Here is a 21428-nt window from a genome sequence, read left to right on the forward strand (position 1 = left end):
CTACGGAATGACAATATTGATTTTTAAACTTTATTGAGTTGAAATTAATTTTAAAAATATTTTTTGTACTGTTTTGCGTTTTCATCCAAGCGCAAAAGAAGCATTATTTTCTTATAGATTCAGAAACGAAGGTTAAAAAAAAGGTAAAAGATTCTACGTCGGCAGTTAAATTTCTGGATTCCCTGGCTCAGAATAATTATTTTTTCACTCAGCTGAAAGACGTAAAAATAAAAGGCGACAGCACCGAAATCTTTTATGATAAAGGGAAAAATTTCAATGAAACATTTGTCAGCATTTCAGATTCTATTTCACAAAGAGTAAAAACTAGCAAAGAATTTTTCACCAAAAATTTAGATTCAACAAAGAAAAGTATCAATAAAGCTTATATAGATGATGGCTTTGCATTCAGCAGAATAAAATCTAAATACAAAGGTCAGAAAAACGGCTATCCGGTGGTTGAACTGGAAATCAATAAAAACGATAAAAGAAGAATCGATGCTTTTGTGGTGAAAGGCTACGAACGAGTTCCTAAAAGATTCATGAAAAATCTTGAAAAGGAGTTTAAAGGAAAAAACTACGACGATAAAAACCTGATTGCCATTAATAAAAACTTTCAGGGTCATCAGTTTGTATCTTTAGAACGGCCGCCACAGACACTTTTCACTAAAGATTCCACGAGTATTTACCTTTTCATGGAAAAGAAAAAGACAAATACGTTTGACGGGGTGATTGGTTTCGGGAACGACAAGACAGATAAATTTACGCTGAACGGAACACTGAATGTGAATTTCAGGAATATGTTCAATGGTTTTGAGACCGTTAATTTGTATTGGCAGAGAAACCCGGATAAAGGTCAGACTTTCGACTTACAAACGGATATTCCTTATCTTTTCAAATCGAATGTCGGGTTGAATATGAAGGTGAATATTTTCAGACAGGATTCAACCTTTGCCAATGTAAAAGCACTTCCTGCATTGTATTACCACATGAACAGCCGAAATAAAATCGGTCTTCGAGGGACTTTTGAAAGTTCGAGTATTATTGACACTTTATATGTTCAGGGGAAAGATTATAACAAAAAAGGGATCGGGGTCTGGTTTGAAATGGTAGATCCTACTGACATCGACCTGTTTTTATACAAAACAAAAATAAGTGCCGGATATGATTATCTGATGACCACTTACACGAAAGATAATATCAGTGCGCCACAAAATCAGTTTTACTTTTTCGGGGAACATAACTATCACATCAACGGAAATCATTTTCTGAATATAAAAGCAGAAGGAGCCATGATGGATTCTAAAGTGGAGTTTTCAGCCAATGAATTGTATCGTTTCGGAGGCTGGAATTCGATGCGGGGTTTCAATGAAAATTCCCTCGCCGCCGATTTTTATTATTACGGAAGTTTAGAATACCGATACCTTATCGGAAATCAGGCATTTTTTGATGTGTTCGGGCAATATGGACAGCTCAATAACAAATCCCTGAATGTAAAACCTAAACTCTACAGTGTCGGGCTTGGTTTCAATTTCTTCATTCCGATCGGATTAATGAGTTTCCAACTTTCTAATGGGAATGAGTTTGGAAATCCGTTTAAGTTCAACGATATTAAAATCCATTGGGGAATTCTGAGTAGATTCTAGCCTGAAAGGCGATTTATAACTATCTATAATATTATTTAAAAAAGCGGAAAATTTCTGAGCTTATCATCATTTTTGTGGTTATTATTTCATTAAATTTTATCTTTACCTTATCATAAAATCATATTTTTATGTTAATAAAACCTTAAAACCCAGGTAATAATGCAGGTCTAAATTTGCCTTCAAAAAAAATGAAGAAGACTTTAGCTACTTTTGCAGTTTTTTTACTCCCCCTTTATCTTACTGCCCAAGAAATTAACATTTCCGGAAATGTAAAATCCGAAAACGGCTCCAGTGTTTCTGGTGTTAGCATCACCGATAAAAACACCGGAAAAACGGCTACTACGGATGCCAATGGTAATTTCACCATTTCTGCCAATCCGAAAGATATTCTTGAATTTTATTCACCCGAATTTTCGATGTATACTGTAGAAGTTTCAAACAGAAAAAACTATTCTGTTGTTCTAAAGAAAGTATCTGAGAAACAAATTGAAGGCGTAGTAATTACCGCATTGGGAATTACCAAAAAGAAAGAAAAGATTGGGTATTCTACTCAGGAAGTAGGAACCAAACAATTTGAAACTATTACGACACCAAGTATTGGGAACTTATTCTCCGGGCAGGTTGCCGGTTTGAACGTTTCTAACCCAACAGGAATGCAGCAGGCTCCTGAATTTACTTTGAGAGGAAACTCAAACTTAGTTTTCGTGATCGATGGGGTGATTGTAGAAAAAGAAGTTTTCCAGAATTTAGATCCCAATAATATCGATAATATCAACGTATTGAAAGGAGCAACCGCTTCTGCCCTTTACGGATCGAGAGGAAGATATGGTGCTGTTTTAATTACGACAAAAAGTGCTAAAAAGAAAGGTTTCTCTGTAGAATTCTCTCAGAACACGATGATCACAGGTGGCTTTACCAATCTTCCGAAAACGCAAACAGAATACGGAAACGGTTCGCACGGAAAATATGAATTCTGGGACGGTGCCGATGGTGGTGTAAACGATGGTGATATGATTTGGGGACCGAAATTTGTTCCCGGAACTAAAATTGCACAGTGGAACAGCCCGATCAGAGACAGACAAACCGGAGAAGTGATCCCCTGGTACGGAACGGTTGCCGGAAGTATGTACAACGATAAATCGAGATACGAAAGAGTACCGATCGACTGGGAATATCATGATAACTTAAAAACCTTCATGAAACCCGCGGTTATCAACAATAATAATTTCTCCATCAGCTACAGAAACAATAAAGATGTGTACCGACTGTCTGGGAATTTTATGAATTATGATGACAGAATTCCGGAAGCGTATCTTCAGCGCTACGGAGTAAATTTTTCATCAGAAAATCATATTACCGATAAATTAATTTTCAACACTAAATTTAATTTTAATCAAACCTTTACGCCCAATATTCCAAACTACGATTACAATCCGAGTGGGCACATGTACACCATTCTGATCTGGATGGGTGGCGATGTAAACGGAAGAGATCTCAGAAATCACCTTTGGGTTCCTGGTCAGGAAGGCAGAACGCAGGCCAACTGGAACTACGCATGGTACAACAACCCTTGGTTTGGATCTGAATATTATAAAAATAAAAACAGAACCAATATCATCAATGCGCAAACCGGTTTAGAATATAAAGCAACGCAAGATTTTTCGATAAAAGGTAAAATGTCGATTGTTGAAAATCATAATAAACAGGAGATTTTCAGTCCGTATTCTTATTTCAATTATGATGCACCGAGAAGCGGCGGATATATTTTGAATGATACTAAAACCTGGAACCTCAACTATGATGTTTTAGCGACTTACAAAAAGAAAATTTCAGAGGATTTCGGATTTACGATCAACGCGGGAGGTTCTGGTTTTTATTATAAAAACAATCTCAATAAAGCTTCCACAGACGGTTTAATAATTCCGGAGGTTTATAATTTTGATAACTCCATCGGTGCTTTAAAAAAATATACTTATTTAAAAGAAAAGCTTATTTACAGTGCCTATTCTACGATTGATATTGATTTGTTTAATGCTTTCTTCATTAACGTTTCAGGGCGTAACGACTGGTCTTCTACCCTTCCGAAAGCCAACAGGTCTTACTTCTACCCTTCTGCTTCGGTAAGTGCAGTGATTTCTAATTTGGTTAAAATGCCGGAATCTATCAATTTATTAAAGCTTTCTGCTTCATGGGCGAGAGTGGCGTATGATTTCCAGCCTTATTCCATCAGAAATTATTATCAGAACAACAACGGAGTTGCTTACAACGGAAACCCAACTTTCCTGTATCCGAAAATTTTAAATGTTGAAAATTCATTAAAACCCGAACAGACAAAATCTTATGAATTGGGGTTAAGTGCAGGTTTATTCAACAACAGAGTGACGTTGGATGCTACTTATTTCAGAACATTAGATTACAACAACATCCTTGAATTCCCAAGTGCTGAATCTTCAGGTTTCACTTCTCAATATGTAAACGGAAACGAATATACAACCAAAGGTTTTGAAGTTTCCCTGGGCTTGGTTCCTGTGAAAACGGCTAATTTCACGTGGAGATCATTAATCAACTGGAGTACTTACGAGCAGAAACTGACATCCATCTACGCAGGCATGCCGAATTATAACAATATTAAATTGGGCGAAAGAATGGATAGCTATTACGATACCACTTGGCAAAAATCTCCGGACGGAAAAGTAATTCTAAATGCCGACACGGGAATGCCGACAAGAGCAACCACGCCCACCAACTTAGGACATTTTGCGCCGGACTGGACCTTTGGTTTCAACAACACCTTCAAGTATAAAGAATTATCACTAAACATCGGGATCGACGGAAGTATCGGCGGAGTGATGAGGTCTCAGGTCGTTGAGAAAATGTGGTGGGGAGGAAAACATCCAAACTCTACACAATACAGAGATCTGGAATATGCTAATCCGGGAACCTATTATTTCGTACCAGACGGTGTAAATTATAACGCAACAACAGGAGCTTATACGCAGCACACCAAAGCCATCAGCTTCCAGACGTGGGCACAGAATTATCCTTATCAGGCTAGGGTAACAGAAGATGAAAATGAAATGTTTGCCAATGTTTTCGACAGAACTTTTATCAAGTTAAGATCTGTGGTTCTGGAATATGATTTCTCTTCTTTGCTGAATCCAAAAGGGATGATCAAAGGATTTACCGCCAATATTTCAGGATACAATCTTGTCATGTGGAAAAAATCTAAAAACCTTTACTCAGATCCGGATTTCAAAATTGGAAATGTTGAAGACGGATCAGGAAACGATATTCAGGATCCTTCCAGCAGATGGTTCGGAATCGGGTTTAATCTTAAATTTTAATTAAAAAGCATTTAATCAACATGAAAAATAGTATAAAATCATTATTTGTTGTCGGATTATTGGCATTAACTTCTTGTGAAAGCAGCCTGGACACCATCAATGAAAATCCAAACGATCAGGCGAGTATTGATCCTAAATTTCTTTTAACCTATGTTTCAAAAGAGGTTTTTCCGGTGAATGGAGATAATATGTATGCTTCGCGAATGCTGATCGGAACAGACGGTGAAAATGTTTACCAATACATGAAATGGAATGACACTTCATTCGGAATATATGCCGGCGGGCTTCTGAACACCGTGAAAATGATGGAAGAAGCCGCAAAAATCAATAATAAAAACTATCAGGCCATCGGTAAGTTTTACAGAGCCTATTATTTTTATAATTTAAGTTTAAAACTGGGAAGCATTCCTTACACGGAAGCGGTAAAAGGAGAATCCGGAATCACTCAGCCAAAATATGACAGTCAGGAAACGGTAATGGCAGGAATTTTATCTGAATTAAAAGAAGCCAATGATCTTATTAACACCACTGATAAAATTGAAGGCGATATTGTATACAATGGCGATGCGACAAAGTGGAAAAAGCTGATCAACTCTTACCGTTTGAAGATCTTACTATCACTTTCTAAAAAATCGACAGTCGGAACTTACAATATTGCGACAGAATTTGCGAATATTGCAGGAAATCAGCCATTGATGGCCTCTGTTACCGATAATGGAGAACTGAAATTTGCCGATGCTGCGGACAGCAGGTATACGATGTTCAACAACAGTGGTTACGGTTCGAGTTTATATATGGCAGATTATTTTATTAATCTATTCAAAGACAGGCAAGATCCTCGTTTGTTCACTTTTGCTGCGCAAACTACGGGAGCCAAAGAAGCGGGAAAACCGCTTACTGATTTTACGGCTTACAACGGAGGAAATCCTACGTCTTCGTACTCAGATAATGCCGCATTGATTACCGCTAAAAATATTTCTAAAGTAAATGACCGTTTCTATAAAGACGCCACCAATGAACCATCGAATATTTTAAGCTATTCTGAATTAGAATTTATTATGGCAGAAGCTGCTGCAAGAGGCTGGATTTCAAGTTCTGCAAAAACGCATTATGACAATGCCATTAAAGCAAGCTTCACTTTCTATCAAACCTATGTCAAAAATCCTAATCAGTATTTTGCAGGCTTTGATGTGAATCAATATTTAGCAACTCCACTGGTTGTGTATAATACATCTGCTTCTTTGCCAAATCAGTTGGAAAAAATCATGACGCAAAAATATATGACAATGTTTCATCAGGGACAATGGACTTCCTATCAGGATTATCTGAGAACGGGATATCCTAATTATCCTTTACAAAACGGAGTTTCAGCGCCATTCAGATTCAGATATCCACAATCGGAATACAATTATAACAGCGCCAACCTTCAGGCGGCCGTAGCCTCTCAGTATGGAGGAAATGATAATATCAATTCAAAACCTTGGTGGTTACAGTAAAAACTTTTTAATTTTAATACTTTCAAAAGAAATCGCAGGTCAATTTATTTTACCTTGCGGTTTCTTTATTATTACGATTGGATATGAAAAGAAGAGAATTTTTAGAAAAATCGAGTTTGCTTTTAGCGGGATTGGGAACTTCTACCATGTTGCACCCTTCTATTTTAAAAGCATTAACAATAGAGCCCGACGCTCAGTCTACCTTTTATGATGCCGAACATGTGGTGATATTGATGCAGGAAAACCGTTCTTTCGATCACGCTTTTGGGTCGTTGAAGGGCGTAAGAGGTTTTTTAGACAAAAAAGCTTTTACCAAACAGGATGGTCATTCTGTTTTCTTTCAAAAAAATGATGATGGAAAATATGCAGCTCCGGCGCGTTTAGATTTAAGAAATACAAAATCTACGTGGATGAGCTCGCTGCCGCATTCCTGGGACAATCAGCAGCATGCGTTGAACAAAGGTAAGTTTGATAAGTGGCTTCAGTCGAAAGCTTCAGGAAATAAAGAGTATAAAAATATTCCGCTAACGTTAGGTTATTATAACCGCGAAGATCTTCCTTTTTATTATCAGTTGGCAGATGCATTTACGATTTTCGATCAGTATTTCTGTTCATCGTTAACGGGAACCACACCCAATCGACTTTTCCTTTGGTCGGGATCGCTTCGTGAACAGCAAAACGGTAAAGTGAAAGCTAATGTTTATAATGAAAATATAGATTACGATAAAGCAAAACAGGCTAAATGGAAAGCATTTCCCGAGATTTTAGAAGATCAAAATGTTTCGTGGAAAATTTATCAGAATGAAATCAGTCTTCCAAAAGGAATGTCTGGTGAACAGGAATCGTGGTTGAGTAATTTCACGGATAATCCGATCGAATGGTTTTCAAAATTCAATGTAAAATTCTCGAAAGGATATCATGAGAATATTCCGAATATCATTTCTCAGTTAAAAAAAGAAATCGAGAAAAACCCTAAGGAAAAAGAGCGATTGGAAGGAATAATTGCTGAACTCAACAGTGATTTGGAACAATATAAACCTGAAAATTTTGCTAAACTTTCTCAAAAAGAAAAGAATCTGCACGAAAAAGCATTTACCACCAATATCAACGATCCTGATTATCATCAAATTGAAATCGGAAAAGACGAACATGGCGAAAGGCTGGTTGTTCCGAAAGGTGATGTTTTGCATCAGTTCAGAAAAGATGTTGAGGATAAAAAGTTGCCTTTGGTTTCCTGGTTGGTGGCTCCCGAACATTTCTCAGATCATCCCGGTTCGCCGTGGTATGGCGCATGGTATATTTCTGAAGTTTTGAATATTTTAACCAAAGATCCTGAAACCTGGAAAAAGACGATCTTCATTATTAATTATGATGAAAATGATGGCTACTTCGATCATGTTTTGCCTTTTGCACCGCCAATGAACCCAAGTCAGCCAGTTGATCTGAACGGAAAAGAAGGCGTAGAATATGTTGACAAAAGCCAGGAATATATGTCGAAGGAAAATTTGAGAGATTACGAAAAAATCGAGGGAACGGTTGGTTTAGGTTATCGTGTTCCGATGATTATTGCTTCGCCTTGGACGAAAGGAGGTTTTGTAAATTCTGAAGTTTCCGATCATACTTCGGTATTGCAGTTTTTGGAAAAATTTATTCAGAAAAAATACAAGAAAGACGTAAAGATCAATAATATCAGCGATTGGAGAAGAGCAATTTGCGGAGATTTGACATCAGCATTTAATTCATCAAGCGTAAAAATTCCGCAAATGGATTATTTAAATCAAAAAGATTATGCTAAAACCATCAATTCTGCGAAAAATAAACCGGTTCCTAATTTGAAATGGTATTCAGAAAATGAATTGCACGATAATTTACTGGAAATTCAGGAAAGAGGTTTAAAACCATCCAATTCTCTTCCTTATAATTATGAGGTGAATCTTGAAGACGGTACAATTAAAATGAGCAATTTAGCTGAGGTTGGTGTTCCTTTGTTGATGTATGATAGAACACAATTTGATTCAGGTAAATATCATTTCTCTTATGCTTTATATTCAAAAAAAGAATTGTCACACGCTGTAAATTCAGGGAAATATGACTATGAAGTTTTCGGTCCCAATGGTTTCCACAGAAGCTTTAAAGGAGAAAACAAACCTGAACTAGAAATTTCGTTAAAAAATAATCCTTCTAAAAATGAAGTAGAACTGACATTTAAAAAGATCGGTAAAAATAATATTACATTAACGATTGAAGATTTTTATCTTAAAACGCAGAAGAAAATTTCATTAATGAAAGCAGAAGAAAAAATCACGTTTAATCTTGATAAAATGAAAGGCTGGTATGATGTAAAAATTAATGCAGGCCAAAATATCTGGCATTTTTCCGGCAGAATAGAATCTGGAAAACCGACCGTTTCTGATCCGCATTGGGCCTAATTATTCAGATTAATTTCATCAAAAATAAATTAAAGTCTTATACAAAATAGTATAAGGCTTTTTTAATGAAACAAAGGCTTATTTTAAGCTGTCACCTTCCTCTTCTGTGCCGTCAAAAGAGCCACACAAACGATTAACCCACTGAAATATAATGAGTAGCAAAAAAAATATAATTAAAATTATTTCATATTAGCTTGAATTTTATTAACTTCACTTTAACTAACCAAATAACAATAACATGAAAAAATTAAAATTCACATTAGCTATGTCTTTCGTTGCTACGGCTTTTTCTGCTACTTTATATGCACAAGACACGAACACTGACAATCACACAATCACGATTTCTATTCCGGAAGTGGCCTTGGTTGACATCGAACCTGCTGCAACCAAAAACATTACGTTAGGTTTTACTGCCCCCACGGAAGCGGGACAACCTCTTGTTGCCAATGCATCGAACACCACGCTTTGGCTCAATTATTCATCGATTAAATCTGTTGCCGACCCCACACGTAATGTATCTGTAAAGCTCAATGCCATTATACCTGGTGTTGATATCCATCTAACAGCAGCGGCAGCTACCGGATCTGGAGGCGGAACATTGGGAACTCCGGCTGCTCAGCTAACTTTGAGCGCAGCAGACCAAACCATCATTTCAGGAATCGGAAGTGCTTACACAGGAAATGGAGCCAATAACGGGCATAACCTAACCTATGCATTAGCGCCTGGAAGTGGGCCTGGTGGTGTCGCGGTATATGCTGATCTGCAGGCAACTGCCACTACAGTAGCAACGGTTACGTACACGATATCAGACAACTAACTGTTCCTATTCCATCTAAAGTACAGGCAAGAAGAAATTGAGATCCGTTTCTTCTTGATCTTGTATTGTTATCGTTTTAACTCCAAACTTTACATATATTATGATAAAGCGCATACTCCTATTTCTCACTTTCATCCTTCAAATTAGTTTTTTGAAGGCAGGTATTGTGGTTCTCAATGGGCTTTCCCACACTTATAAAGTAGAAAACGGAAAGGTTTACAAAGGAAAAATAGCCTTAGAAAATACAAGCAGCCAGCCCCAAAATGTAAAAATATTTCTTCAGGATTTTAGTTATAAATCAGACGGAACAATTTATTATTCTACGCCACACACCAATGATCGAACTAATATTGACTGGATAAAATTCAACACCAATTTAGTGACGCTTAAAGGTAAAGAAAAAACGGAGGTTTATTATGAAATCACCATTCCCAATACCATTTCAGATCCTGGAAGTTACTGGAGTGTCATTATGGTAGAACCTGTGGAAGATATTAAGCCTAATGATAATAAACAAGGAGTAAATATTACCTCGATCATACGATATGCAATTCAGGTTATCACCGATTTTGATACTGAAAAAGCAAAGCCTGACCTTCAATTTGAAAGTGTAAAAATTGAAAGAGAAGAAGGTTATAAACTTGCTAAAATAGCCATTGCCAACAATGGGAATTTATATTGTAAACCTTCCGCAACCTTAGAAATTTATACCCGAAAAAACGGAAACAAAATCGGAACATTTACCAGTCTGGAAATGGGTTTGCTGCCAAACACCTCAAAGTCTTTTGCTATCGACATCAGTAAGGTACCTCCGGACCAATACAATGCGGTGATTATTGCCACTGATGAAAATGAAAATGCCTTTGCGCTAAATGTGGAACTAGAAATTAAGAATGATTAAATTTTGGACTTTATATATTTCCTTATTATTCCCTGTACTTACTTTTTCCCAACAACAATCGAGAGAAATTGTTACTAAAAAAGATAGTCTGCTGCCGGGAACGTCTACCTCTATTTCGTTTATTTTAGAAAATTCAAGTTTAGAAAACAAAAAATTTACGATTGAGGTCGCCACTTCCAGTCCTAATATTATTCCGATTTTATCTAAAAGTGAATTCAGTATTTCTGCCGGGGAAAGCAAATCTTATATTGTTCCGCTGAGAATTTCGGCAGAAGCACCACAAGGAATGTATTCTGTGATCATCTATGGAACCGATCAAGCGAATGGTAACCGCTTTACCAAAAAGGAAAATATTATTATTTCCGGAAGTCGAAAACTTTCAGTTACCGCCCTTGATTCTCCTGAATTTATCCGAGCAGGGGAAACCATACGGGCCTCATTCGTTGTAAAAAATGGTGGCAATGTTGTGGAAAATCTTATACTTGAAAGTAAAAATGCCATTGTAGATCATATACCCGACCTTATATTACAGCCAGGTGAAACAAAGTTGATCAGCATTCATAAACCAACCAATGCAGATTTGAGACAAAATGAATATCAAAATCTGAATCTTTCGGTGTATTCCCGAGAAAATCCTGCGGAAAACCAATCGGTATATGTAAGTACAAAAATCATTTCTATAAAACCTGTAGAAGAAGACATTTATCACAGGCTTTCCGTTGCGGCTTCTCTATCTTTTATCGGAATGCAGAATATGGGGAGGTATGAAGATGGTTTTCAAGGAGAAATTTATGGTAAAGGAAGTTTAGATAAAGAAAATAAAAATAATATCGAGTTTCACGCCATCACAGAAAACCCTGTAGAATTCAACTCGTTTACACAATATGAAGAGTATTTTATCAATTATAAAAGAGAAAACTTTTTTATTCATTTGGGAGACAAAAATTACTCAGCATCTTATTTAACGGAGTTTGCAAGATATGGTCGTGGCGCAGAAATCAGATATGATTTCAAAAAAATACGTTTGGGAGGTTTTTACAATCATCCGAGGTTTTTCCGAGATATTAAAGATGAATTTAATGTGTATTCCACTTTTAAAATTCGTAAAGAATCTGAGATCACGGCAGGTTATCTCCATAAAATTCCGAGAGCCGGAGAACGTAATTACGGAACCATTCGTCTGGATTCTGAGGCCCATCTTCCTTATGCTGCAGGAAAATTTACCCTCACAAAAAACATAACGGTTTCAGGAGAAGCAGCTTACAGCAAAACTCAGGAATTGGAAGGAAATGCCTATATGATTCAAGGGCAGGCTACTTTTGACCGATTAAACGGAAATATTATGTATATGAGGGCAAGTCCGCAATTTGCAGGTTACTTTACTAACACAAGTACTCTCAACGGAAATATTCAATACAAAATTTCGAACCGATTGAATGTTTTTGCCAATTATATGCGGGATGCACGAAACTTTCAACGTGACACTTTATTTCTAGCCGCACCTTACAGAAATTTCCTGCAATATGGTTTGCAATATAAATATTTGTCGAGCGGCTCCATTATGTTGTATAATGGATATCAGAAATATCAGGATCGTTTGGAACCTAAGCAATTTGATTATTACGAACGTTTTTTTAAAGTAAGTCTGGATCAGAAAATCGGGATTTTTAATGTAAATCTTGAAGGACAATTTGGAAAAACGGAGAATTACCTTACAGGATTTACGGGAAATACGAGTTTCTATACAGCCAATCTAGCTTTTGAATATTTTAAAACTTCCTTTACAGTTTTTACGAGTTATGCCATTACCTCACGCTATCAATTAGAAAACCAAAGGCAGATCTATTACGGAGCGAGAATCATCAGCCGACTTTCGGATAAAACGAATTTTAGCCTTTTTTATCAGAATAATTATATGCCTGAGGAATATTTTAAAGATCGAAATCTCTTTGAATTGCTTTTTCATCAGCAGATTTTTCAGGGACATGAACTGGATCTTTCGGGAAGATACTCACTTCAGCGCGGCGAACTAGGAAATAAAGATTTTATTTTTTCCCTTCGATATACCTTGAGAATGCGTGTACCTGTTCAGAAAATAGCAGAATATACAACGCTGTCGGGTAACATTCAAAATTTAGGCGTCAAAAAAACGGAAGGTATAAGGCTCATGCTGGGAAGTTATCTTTCTGTTACGGATTACAACGGAAACTATCTATTTAAAAATATCATTCCCGGAGATTATTATCTGGAAATAGACCGTTCCACCACTCATATTAATGATATTACCAATGTCTCATTACCCGCTTCTTTACATCTTTCAGATAAAGAAAATATTTTCAATTTCGGATTAACCACCGCTTCCGGTATTGAAGGAACCGTTCAGCTGAGTGAAAACGAAAATCAGTACAGTTTTGCGAAATTTCCGTCCAATCGGGATAAAAAGAAAAAAGAAAGCATTATTATCGAGGCAACCAACGGGGATCAGACCTATAGAAAAATGGTTTCCATTGGAGATACTTTTGATTTTACGTATTTAAGACCGGGAAACTGGAAAGTAAAACTTTACCGAAACGGTCTTGATAAACGCTATAAGATCTCTGTTGAAAATTTTGAATTGAATTTAAAACCTTCAGAAAAACATACGATAGTCATCCACATCACCAAACAGCAAAACGAAATAAAATACCAAAAGGAAAGCATAAAAGTAGGATATAATGAAATAAAGGCAAGAAAATGAGAATAATTAAATATTTAGTATTGATAATTTCCTGTATGATATTTCATTTTACCTATTCACAAACCACAGGAAATAGAACGGTAAGTATCACCTTGCCCATTGTTACTTTGCTGGACATTGAGCCTACAGGAACAATAGCGATGAATTTTACTGCCCCCAGTGAAGCAGGCCAGCCATTGATTGCCCCGACAGCCAACACAACAAAATGGATAAACTATACTTCAGCCATTGCATCAGGAGGCCTTACCAGAAGAGTGACTGCCTCTGTGAATCAGGTTATTCCGGGAGTCAATATCAGATTACAGGCAGCAGCAGCTTCAGGAAGCGGGGGCGGAACTTTAGGAGTACCCACCGCTCAGGTTACCTTAACCACCACGGCAGTTAATATTATCACAGGAATTGGCGGAGCATTTACCGGAAATGGAAATGGCAATGGACATCAATTAACGATCAGCCTTGTGGTTAATAATTATACGAATCTGAATGCCCGGACGAATACCCCTATTGTGATTACCTATACCATCACCGAATAAAAAATGAGCAAATGAATCCAACCCCTATTTAGTCGCTCCTTAAAAAGCTGTTTTTTGACTTTGAAAATTATATTTGCCTAAAAAGATTCGGAGAACAAGTTCGAGCCAAAGAAGAATTTGTTGTTTGATTTGATTCAATCTCATCTTCAAATTGTATCCAATCCCTGCTAATAATGCATTATTAATATCTCCAGCCACTCCTTTCAGGAAGTTTAATCCTAAGGAGTGGTTTCTTTTTAAATGAGAGATACAAGGTTCTATGGCTGCTCTTGCCCGGAATCTTAATCTGGCTACTTGTTGCCCATATTTTGTTTTTTCTTTTTTTGCGGGAAGCAAAATTGCTGTTCCTTCCACTTCTTTGATTCCTTTAAATCCTCTGTCTGTAGTGGCTTTCGTAGGTCTTGTTCCGCCAACGGATTTTCTTACCCTCTCACTCTGTGCCAATGATTCTTCAAGAGTTTTACTATCGTGAGGATTGCCAGAAAATCTCTTTACCGAGCTGATGATCCCTGTTTTCCGACCTCTTACTACTGCTACTTTTGTCCCAAACTCGTATGCTTTTCCCGATTTTCCTTTCGCAATACACGCAACTTGTGGCTCGTGAAGACTGTAAATTTTATCTTTCGTGGTACGTTCTTGGGTGAGTGCTTTAAGGTAAATTTTAAAAACGTCTTCGTAGCCTTTCAAAACATCTTTAGGAAGTTTTCTTTCCAATTCCCGAAGAACTCTTTTACCAATCGTCCTGAGCTTTTTCCTCGCCATTTTTGCCTTCTTCTGTCTTCTGGGATGATGTCCAAAAAAAGCGTCCCGCAATAATTGTTTGCTCACTCTTCTGTAGCTTTGTCTTTGTACAACGCTCTCTTTTTCTGCTATTTTTCTACAATTGTCGATTACTTTTTTTGCTAATTTGGCATCGGTAGGAAAGGTAATGTTCTTCTCCTGAACCGTCGTATCTACCTGAACTTCATCTTCTGTTTTGGCTTTGGGATGGAGAGAAACGCTTTGTCCCAAAAGAAATTCCAAACCCTTATCTCCAATTCTTTTTCTGAAGTGTACAAAATTGCTCGGATCGAAAGGCTGCTCTGTCTGGAAAAAGGTTTCTCCGGTAAAATATTGCCAATACGCATTCTCAATCCATCTCTCTATTACACTTTCATCACTTTCTTTAAACATTTCCTTGAGCAAAAGCATTCCTGCTATTTTACGGATAGCAATAGAAGGTCTTCCGTTTTCTGAAAATAATTTCTCAAACTCTGACTCCATTTTATCCCAGGAAATCTCCCCAGCTAATTTTACCACCGGATGCTCCATATTAATAAGCTCCGTAAGCCTGGTCTTGAATAAATTCTGCTGTAAATCCTCTCTTATTTTGCCTAACATTTTGCCACTTTTTATATCCTAAAAATACAATTTATTGCAATTTTTTACAACGATTTTTTACGAAATATAAGTGCATAAAAACTGATAATCAAAATATTACTTGGTTTTTAAGGAATGACTATTTATTACCGTACATTAGTATTCACTTTCCTAACGATATTTTTCAGCAGCCCTTATTATCAGTCGCAGACCATGACGGTGGGAGGCAGCAACTGGGCAGTAGCTGTGCCATCTATTACGGAAGCGGGAAATAATTACGCGGGAACGTACGAAAGTGCAACCAACCAGGTCATATTGGCTGTGAGTGTACCATTACTATTAGGAAGTGGCAAAGTATCTGTACACTACGAAGCAAATCCTACGTGGAATAGTGCACTTATCTTATCCGGAAGAAGAACAAATAACGGTACTACTACCTGTGTACTGTGTACGATTACCGGGGGAACTGCTTACCAAACCATTACCCAAACGGCTATTGAATTATTCAGAATACAAGCCGTTTTGGCTTTGGGGGCTTATACAGGAATTAATATTCAGCTACAGTTAAGTGGTGTATCTGTAACCGTACCTGCAGCAGCCTACAGCAGCCGAGTGGTATTTACTGTCGGTCCCTAATGAAAATAAAAATTCCTTTCCAAAAAAAATGAAAAGGAATTAAAAAGTGCATAGTTTCACTATTATGTTCTTAATGCTGTGCCCACCACAATGGTGTTAAAACGGCATCTTCACCTCCCAAAAGCTGTACGGCTTTAGAGTATCCTGTCTGGTCTGTATTTCTAAACGTACTTGGATATCTTAATCTCTGTGGAAAATTTTTAATTGAATTTGTCATATAATTTCCGGGACTAAGATTTGGCAAATTCACCAAGGGAGTTTCTACTGCCGGATTTTCGAAGAACGGCAAACCTAATCTTCTGTGGTCATTCCAGGATTCTAATGGGAGCCAAGGTGTATTTGCTAAATATTTCTGGGTAATAATCTTCGTGAGCTTATCATTTTTAAATGCTCCATTTTTATAAATTGTATTAACCGGATAATTAATGGCTACAGAAACCAAATTATTCGTTGTCGGATCTTTATACTGCATGGTATGAGTTGCTCCCGGCTCAGCAGTATGGCTGTAAGAAACAGAAGTTCCGTCTCTGTTATAATCCGTCGAGTTTATATATTGACCATAAAATTGAGAAACACCATTATAATTAAAGCTATCTTGGATTCCCTTATTATAAGCAGCTACATCACTCATAGGAACATTCCAACCTTTTAAAGCAGCTTCCGCAATAAGGAAATAAGATTCCCAGCTGGCAAAAAATATTCTTGAATTGGTACTTTCTCTATATTGTTTTCCTAAAGCAGGCATACACCCTACCACATTTCTCAATCCATTTCGTTGACCTTTAGTTCCCCAATTTCCTACTGTGTAAGCATTCCAAGTATTTACTGTATTAACGGTAACCTTAGAATTATCCGCAAAAGTAAGGTCACCCTGATTGGTTGTTGCCTGATTAGTATACGTGGGATATAACGAATAAACCGGACTGGTAAGATCCCCAGGAATATAAAAGGTTTTATATGCTCTTGGATCTATTTTATTTGGAAGCCCATCTAACCAATATCCGGCGCTAGGATCATTTGTCATTGTTGTAAACTGCTGATCGTATTTTATCCCTAAATAATTTTCGGCTTTTACCGATGAAGCCTGAGACGAAGGGAGCTGATCTGTAGAATTAATTCCGCCCAACCCAATATACATATTATTAAGAGTTGCAGATAAAATCTGAGAATTCCACTCTCTGGACATTACTCCTGAGAGGGCATTCCAGCCGGTATTTTCAGCTACTGTAAAATTATCTGCGCTGGTTGCTATAAACATATCTGAATTAGCAGCATCCTCAAATTCTGCTTTTGCTTTGGCGGGATCTACTTCGGCAATTCTCATCGCCATTCTCATACGAAGAGAATTGGCATACTTCACCCATTTAGACCAGTTAAAACCGTATACCATATCATAAGCATTAGCATTTGAAGGGGAGCCCTGGCTGGTGTCCATTTTAGCCGTCGCATCTTTTAATTCATCTAAAATAAAATAATACACTTCTTTTTCAGAATTAAAAGTAGGATTCGTCCCCTGAAAAGCCTGAATAGGCTGCGGACCAAAATTATCAGAGAATTCGCTCATTAAATAAGCTCTCCAGATCCTGGACATTTGAATTACATTATCATAGTATGGCTTTCCCTGTCCCAAAGCTGTTTTTTCATTAGCAATCTGAATGGCTGCATTCGCATTATTCAACCATTCGGAAACATATTTCCAATATTCTGAAGTCCAGGAATCATCATAGGAACCTCCGGCAATGCCTGTCGATAAATGTTGTCTCGATGCCGTTTTCCAATATAAAACAAAAACACGTTCTGCAATATTAGGATCTTGCTGGGCTCCAAGAATAGAGTTATTTAAAAAATATTCGGGTTCAGATTTATTAATATCTACAGCATAAGGATTTTTATTCACTTCTTCAAAATCACTACAGGATACAGAAAACATTGTAAGCGTAAGAACAGATAAAATATATTTTTTCATTGTTTTAATTTTTGGTGATGTTAAAATCCTAAAGTAATGGTAAACAGATATGATCTTGATGTAGGAAAAGCCATATTTTCGAATCCTACTGCATTTGAATTGATGGCAAAAACAGATTCAGGGTCTATTCCTTTTGCTTTACTATAGATCATCCATACATTATTTGCTGTAAATGCCACTTTAGCGCTCTGTAAGGCAACTTTTTGAAAAATACTTTTGGGAAAATTATATGATAACTGAACATTTCTTAAACGAACATTGGTAGCATCGTAGATATTCTGTTCATTAATTCCTAAATTTCCACCACTTGTTGTCACTGCAGTCCAATAATCCTGTTGTGTAATTTCTTTTGTATTGTCTATATAGTTACTTCCATTCTGCACAACTGCATCAAGAACAAAATTATCACGTCTGCCTCCCGGGGCAGTATCCGCAGCAAGCCCGGCATTCTGCAATGCATGTTGTGATGATGAGAAAAATTTACCTCCGATTCTTCCATCAATTAAAAAAGAAATTCCGAAATTTTTGTAGGCAAAGCTATTGGTAAATCCGAATAGTGCTCTTGGATTCTGATCGCCTAAATATTGACTATCCGGAGTAGAAATTGGCAATCCATTGGTATCTACAATAAGTTTTCCAAAATGAGGACTATTCTGATCTTCTACTCTTAAAAATTTAGTCCCGTAAATAGCTCCGTAAGGTCTTCCTACTTCTGCAAAAATGCCCACCGTGTCATATCCTCCCAAAAGATATTTTGAAACCTTTCCGTCAATTTTATCAATATTACTTTTTAATGTGGAAAAATTTACATTCACGTTCCAGGTAAAGCTTTGCTTTTTAAATATATCGGTATTGAATACAAATTCAAAACCTTTATTATGAAGTCCTCCCGCATTAATCATCATTCTTTCGTATCCTGAAAGTGGATTTACGGGAATAGCAATAAGTTGCTCGGTTGCATTATTATTAAAATAACTAATATCTAAAGAAAATCTATCAAAAAATTTCAGATCTACACCCACTTCAAAAGTTTTGAGTTTTTCTGCATGTACATTAGAATCAAAAAGTATCTTATTTCTAGTTAATGTAATATGTCCTGTAGGATCTGTAGAAGCAAAATACTCATTCTCTAATTTTTGGGGATCTAAAGAATTTCCGGTAGATGAGTATGCAGCCCGAATTTTTGCGAATGTTAAAACATCAGACTTTGTACCATTCAATTTTTTCAGCATATCCGTTAAGACTAACGACGTACTTAATGATGAGTAAAAATAAGAAGCGTTGGATCTTGCTAAGGTAGAGGACCAGTCGTTTCTGGCAGTGGCATTTAAAAACCAGTAACCATCATAATTAATTTCTGCCGCAGCAAATACCGAATTAATCTTTCTCCATAGGTCTACCTCTGTTGTGCTTAATGAAGCCAGATCACTGGTATTGGTTGTACTGAATACATTGGGTAAAATAAGATTTTGAGTCGTAAAGTAAATAGCTTTATTTCTACTCTCCATCATTTGCCCATACACAGAAAGCGAGCCTCCCCATTTTCCAATAATATTATCCTTTTTAGCATTAAGACTTAAAATATAATTGTTTTCATAAAATTTTTCCTGATTCGTTGCATAAGAATTTCTACGAACAGACCCTGTCCAAACTCTTGCATCGCCATTTAATGAATAAAAATCGGTTCCTAATCTGATATCCGAACTTAGCCAATTGTTAAATTGATATTTTAGGAAACCATTTAATAAAATTCGGTCTTTCTTATCTGCATTAAGACCATTATAGGCAGACCAGTAAGGATTTATTCCGTTAGAGGTAATCCATCGTGAATTTACTTCATTCTGCATTTGTCCCTCACGATAGTCTCTTATATCAATATTTTGTGGAGTGAGAAGGATATTAGGATAAAAATTTCCGTCTCCTCTTCCTGCTGAAGGTCTGTTTGTACCTCTTATACTCATATACTGAGCTTTCACTTCAGTAGTCCATCTTTTATTAGCTCCAAAATTAGAATTCATTTTAGCCATAAAATTGAATCTTTCATACTTGGAATTAGGAATTTGACTGTTACTATTCAAATAATTTGCAGAAGTATATAAACTTGATCCTTCCCCCAAATTCTCCTGAAAACTTAAAGTATGCTGTGTATTAGTCCCTGTTTTGAAAAAATTCTTCACATTATCATGAATGCTCATTCCGGAATTCTCAAAAGTAGGTCCCCAAGATTCTGTTGTGGGATTAGGATCACTTGGCGTATTCGCAATACCATTTCTACCTTGAGCAAAAGTATTTTGCATATCAGGTTTCATGAAAATATTTTCGAATCCTAAACTTGTAGAATACATAATTCCTATTCCTCCTTTTCGTCTCCCAGTTTTTGTGGTTATTAAAATCACTCCGTTTCCACCTCTTGAACCATAAAGCGCAGAAGCGGCACCTCCTTTTAAGACAGATACACTTTCAATATCATCAGGATTGATATCACTCAAACCATTTCCCATGTCTACATCCGGATTCCATACATCATTGTTGAAATCTCTACCATTCTGTTTAACCTTTGATCCAAGACTGTTGCTTAAAGGAACGCCATCCACAACAATTAAAGGTTGATTGTCTCCACTGAAAGAATTAAATCCACGTAAATTAATTTTAGATGAAGAACCAGGTCCGAAACCGCCTTTTATAACCTGAAGACCGGCAACCTTACCTACCAAAGCATTGGTAACATTATTTTCTTTAGCATCCACTAAAGCCTGACCTTTTACATCCTGAAAAGCATATCCTAGTGCTTTTTTTTCTTTTTTAACTCCATAGGCGGTAACCACAACTTCATCAATTTTGGTCGTTTTGAGAGAATCATTCTTTTGAGCATGTAAACTACTAAACGAGAACAAGGCGGCCGGTAACAAACCGACTTTAAAAATTACTTTCTTCATATAAAAGTGCTAATATCAACAAACTTAATAAATTTCTTATGGATAAATTAAAATATTTACAAACATAGAGTGAATTATACACTATATTAGTACTATTACCGCACTAGCTTTATAAATATATCAAATTTGACTATAAAAATATATTTTTTTCTAAAATGAATTAAGTTCGATTAATAGAAATTATTTGAAAAAGTCAAGGTTAAACGTTAGACCTTATAAGTATATAAGAAATAATAACATCATAATGCCTTTACGCTATCTCTCCTCTAAAGCTTCTGGCTTCTAGCAAAAATACAAGTATCAAATGGGAGACATGACAATTTTTTATTGCCACGAATACACGAATATTTTTATTTCCCATAGATCATAGAGTTGGTTTGCTTCTTTAGGCTTTCGGAGATTGTCTTTGATTTTACGGTCATAAAAAGGATCGGCGGAACCTAAAATATAATCTCATTTATTAAGATTGCTAATTATTTGCGATTGGAATTTACCTTAACTATTCGCAGATTTCTTTATAGTAACAGGTCGCTCCTACGGAGCTTTTTCGCCGGGTCAACATCTGGAGCTATTAACAGATCGCCCCTCCGGGGCTCTCCCGCTTCTGGCTTCTGGCTTCTGGCTTCTGGCA

12 protein-coding genes are annotated in these 21428 nt (G+C 36.6%); 9 read left to right on the plus strand and 3 right to left on the minus strand.

Annotation, left to right across the window (positions count from 1 at the left end):
- The first annotated feature begins 38 nt into the window (after positions 1 to 38).
- The 8 genes from VUJ46_RS13105 (at position 39) to VUJ46_RS13140 (ending at position 13900) form a co-directional block, all read left to right on the plus strand.
- Positions 39 to 1643, plus strand: coding sequence for a hypothetical protein (locus VUJ46_RS13105; RefSeq protein WP_326981201.1), 1605 nt, complete (start codon positions 39 to 41; stop codon positions 1641 to 1643).
- A 188-nt stretch (positions 1644 to 1831) separates the two neighbouring features.
- The gene (locus tag VUJ46_RS13110) at positions 1832 to 4987 is read left to right on the plus strand and encodes a SusC/RagA family TonB-linked outer membrane protein (protein WP_326981202.1); all 3156 of its coding nucleotides are present in this window, start codon (positions 1832 to 1834) and stop codon (positions 4985 to 4987) included.
- Positions 4988 to 5007: 20 nt separating this feature from the next.
- Positions 5008 to 6483, plus strand: a complete 1476-nt coding sequence (locus VUJ46_RS13115; RefSeq protein ID WP_326981203.1) for a SusD/RagB family nutrient-binding outer membrane lipoprotein — start codon at positions 5008 to 5010, stop codon at positions 6481 to 6483.
- An 83-nt stretch (positions 6484 to 6566) separates the two neighbouring features.
- A complete protein-coding gene (locus VUJ46_RS13120; protein WP_326981204.1) occupies positions 6567 to 8912 on the plus strand; it encodes a phosphocholine-specific phospholipase C in 2346 nt (781 codons plus the stop codon).
- A 238-nt stretch (positions 8913 to 9150) separates the two neighbouring features.
- Positions 9151 to 9729: a hypothetical protein gene (locus VUJ46_RS13125; RefSeq protein WP_326981205.1), complete on the plus strand. Its 579-nt coding sequence runs from the start codon at positions 9151 to 9153 to the stop codon at positions 9727 to 9729.
- Positions 9730 to 9880: 151 nt separating this feature from the next.
- Complete coding sequence (locus VUJ46_RS13130; RefSeq protein WP_326981206.1) at positions 9881 to 10630, plus strand: WxL protein host-binding domain-containing protein; 750 nt, start codon at positions 9881 to 9883, stop codon at positions 10628 to 10630.
- Positions 10623 to 13367 (plus strand): COG1470 family protein, encoded by a 2745-nt coding sequence (locus VUJ46_RS13135; RefSeq protein ID WP_326981207.1) that lies wholly within the window; start codon positions 10623 to 10625, stop codon positions 13365 to 13367. Before VUJ46_RS13130 ends, VUJ46_RS13135 begins: the two co-directional genes overlap by 8 nt.
- 35 nt (positions 13368 to 13402) lie before the next feature.
- A complete protein-coding gene (locus tag VUJ46_RS13140; protein ID WP_326981208.1) occupies positions 13403 to 13900 on the plus strand; it encodes a hypothetical protein in 498 nt (165 codons plus the stop codon).
- Positions 13901 to 13939: 39 nt separating this feature from the next.
- Here VUJ46_RS13140 and VUJ46_RS13145 read toward each other — a convergent pair whose 3' ends face one another.
- Positions 13940 to 15280 carry an IS5 family transposase gene (locus VUJ46_RS13145; protein WP_326981209.1) on the minus strand — a complete coding sequence of 447 codons (1341 nt, stop codon included), beginning with the start codon at positions 15278 to 15280 and terminating at the stop codon, positions 13940 to 13942.
- Positions 15281 to 15394: 114 nt separating this feature from the next.
- Between VUJ46_RS13145 and VUJ46_RS13150 the strand changes: the two genes are divergently transcribed.
- Complete coding sequence (locus VUJ46_RS13150) at positions 15395 to 15895, plus strand: hypothetical protein (protein WP_326981210.1); 501 nt, start codon at positions 15395 to 15397, stop codon at positions 15893 to 15895.
- Between the two features lie 70 nt (positions 15896 to 15965).
- Here VUJ46_RS13150 and VUJ46_RS13155 read toward each other — a convergent pair whose 3' ends face one another.
- Both VUJ46_RS13155 and VUJ46_RS13160 read right to left on the minus strand, forming a co-directional pair.
- Entirely contained in the window at positions 15966 to 17861 is a 1896-nt protein-coding gene (locus VUJ46_RS13155; RefSeq protein ID WP_326981211.1) for a SusD/RagB family nutrient-binding outer membrane lipoprotein, read from the minus strand.
- A 20-nt stretch (positions 17862 to 17881) separates the two neighbouring features.
- The gene (locus VUJ46_RS13160; RefSeq protein ID WP_326981212.1) at positions 17882 to 20797 is read right to left on the minus strand and encodes a SusC/RagA family TonB-linked outer membrane protein; all 2916 of its coding nucleotides are present in this window, start codon (positions 20795 to 20797) and stop codon (positions 17882 to 17884) included.
- Positions 20798 to 21428: the final 631 nt, after the last annotated feature.

Origin of the sequence: Chryseobacterium sp. MYb264, assembly GCF_035974275.1 — a bacterium.
In the GTDB taxonomy this organism is placed as follows: Bacteria; Bacteroidota; Bacteroidia; order Flavobacteriales; family Weeksellaceae; genus Chryseobacterium.